Genomic DNA, 2,203 nt, shown 5'->3' with positions numbered 1-2,203 from the left:
GCTCTTGTCGATGAACACGTCATCACTCGGAGCAGGGACGGTCACCGTGCCTACGGTCGCACCTTGCTTGATGGTGATGCTGGCGCCGTTATCGAGCTGGACCACCATGTCGGTGCCGGCCTTGTTGCTCAAGGTGGCGGTGTAGGTGATCTGGCCGCCTTCGTTGACTGCGCTTGGTGCGGTCAGCGTGACGCTGGTGAGGTCGGTGGTGCCCGGTGTGTCGGTGACGGTGGTGTTCACCGGCGTAGTGCCCGGCACCAGGTTTTCGAAATGCTCGCCGCCGGTCACGCCTTTGATGACGGTGGTGACGGTTTGGTCGCCTTTGTACACGTCGTTTGGCGCCACGGTGGTGACGGTGCCGCTCGACTGGTTCACACCGATGGTGATGGTTTTGCCGTTGTCCAAGGTCACGGTCAGCGGGTTGGTGATGTTGGTCACCAAGGCGCCGTTTTTATCCACAAGGCTGGCGGTGTAGACGATGTTGCCGCCTTCGCCAACGGTGGTGGTAGCGGTCAGAACCACATCAACTTTGTCGATGGTGTCGTTGATCGTGGTGGTCGCGCCACCTGGAGTGATGGTCACACCCTCGAAGTTACCGCCGGTGGTACCGGTGATCTTGACGGTCTGGACGCTCTTGTCGATGAACACGTCATCGCTTGGCGCTGGGACAGTCACCGTGCCCACGGTCGCACCTTGCTTGATGGTGATGCTGGCGCCGTTATCGAGCTTGACCACCATGTCGCTGCCGGCCTTGTTGCTCAAGGTCGCGGTGTAGGTGATCTGGCCGCCTTCGTTGACTGCGCTTGGTGCGGTCAGCGTGACGCTGGTGAGGTCGGTGGTGCCCGGTGTGTCGGTCACGGTGGTGTTCACCGGCGTAGTGCCCGGCACCAGGTTTTCGAAATGCTCGCCGCCGGTTACGCCTTTGATGACGGTGGTGACGGTCTGGTCGCCTTTGTACACGTCGTTTGGCGCCACGGTGGTGACGGTGCCGCTGGACTGATTTACACCGATGGTGATGGTTTTGCCGTTGTCCAAGGTCACGGTCAGCGGGTTGGTGATGTTGGTCACCAAGGCGCCGTTTTTATCCACAAGGCTGGCGGTGTAGACGATATTGCCGCCTTCGCCAACGGTGGTGGTGGCAGTCAGAACCACATCAACCTTGTCGATGGTGTCGTTGATCGTGGTAGTCGCGCCACCCGGGGTGATGGTCACACCCTCGAAGTTACCGCCGGTGGTACCGGTGATCTTGACGGTCTGGGTGCTCTTGTCGATGAACACGTCATCACTCGGAGCAGGGACGGTCACCGTGCCTACGGTCGCACCTTGCTTGATGGTGATGCTGGCGCCGTTATCGAGCTGGACCACCATGTCGGTGCCGGCCTTGTTGCTCAAGGTCGCGGTGTAGGTGATCTGGCCGCCTTCGTTAACTGCGCTTGGTGCGGTCAGCGTGACGCTGGTGAGGTCGGTGGTGCCCGGTGTGTCGGTCACGGTGGTGTTCACCGGCGTAGTGCCCGGCACCAGGTTTTCGAAATGCTCGCCGCCGGTCACGCCTTTGATGACGGTGGTGACGGTTTGATCGCCTTTATACACGTCGTTTGGCGCCACGGTGGTGACGGTGCCGCTCGACTGGTTCACACCGATGGTGATGGTTTTGCCGTTGTCCAAGGTCACGGTCAGCGGGTTGGTGATGTTGGTCACCAAGGCGCCGTTTTTATCCACAAGGCTGGCGGTGTAGACGATGTTGCCGCCTTCGCCAACGGTGGTGGTGGCAGTCAGAACCACATCAACCTTGTCGATGGTGTCGTTGATCGTGGTGGTCGCACCGTTGCCAGCAACTTCTAACTTCTCGAAGTTGCCGCCAGCAGCGTCAGTGATCTTGACGGTCTGGGTGCTCTTGTCGATGAACACGTCATCGCTAGGTGCTGGGACAGTTACGGTGCCGACGGTGTCGCCAGCCTTGATGGTGATGGTCGAACCATTATCCAATTTCAGGGTGACGTCGGTACCCGCCTTGTTGCTCAAGGTTGCGGTGTAGGTGATTTGGCCACCCTCGTTGACTGCGCTTGGCGCGGTCAGCGTTACGGTGGTGGTGTCCGCAGTGCCTGGAGTATCAGTGACGGTGGTGTTAACCGGCGTAGTGCCAGGAACCAAATTCTCGAAATGCTCGCCGCCAGTCACACCCTTAATTGCGGTGGTGACGGTC

Annotated in this window: 1 protein-coding gene; it reads right to left on the bottom strand. The window is 59.9% G+C overall.

Annotated features, from left to right (window positions below):
* A partial coding sequence (locus ACDZ94_RS07895; protein WP_432751306.1) for an immunoglobulin-like domain-containing protein occupies window positions 1-2,203 on the bottom strand: 2,203 nt, incomplete at both ends.

The sequence above is a fragment of the Pseudomonas sp. UBT genome (genome assembly GCF_050915955.1).
GTDB lineage: Bacteria > Pseudomonadota > Gammaproteobacteria > Pseudomonadales > Pseudomonadaceae > Aquipseudomonas > Aquipseudomonas antarctica_A.
The sequence above is the reverse complement of the archived record's forward strand: the minus strand, read 5'-3'. Positions and strand labels throughout refer to the sequence as shown.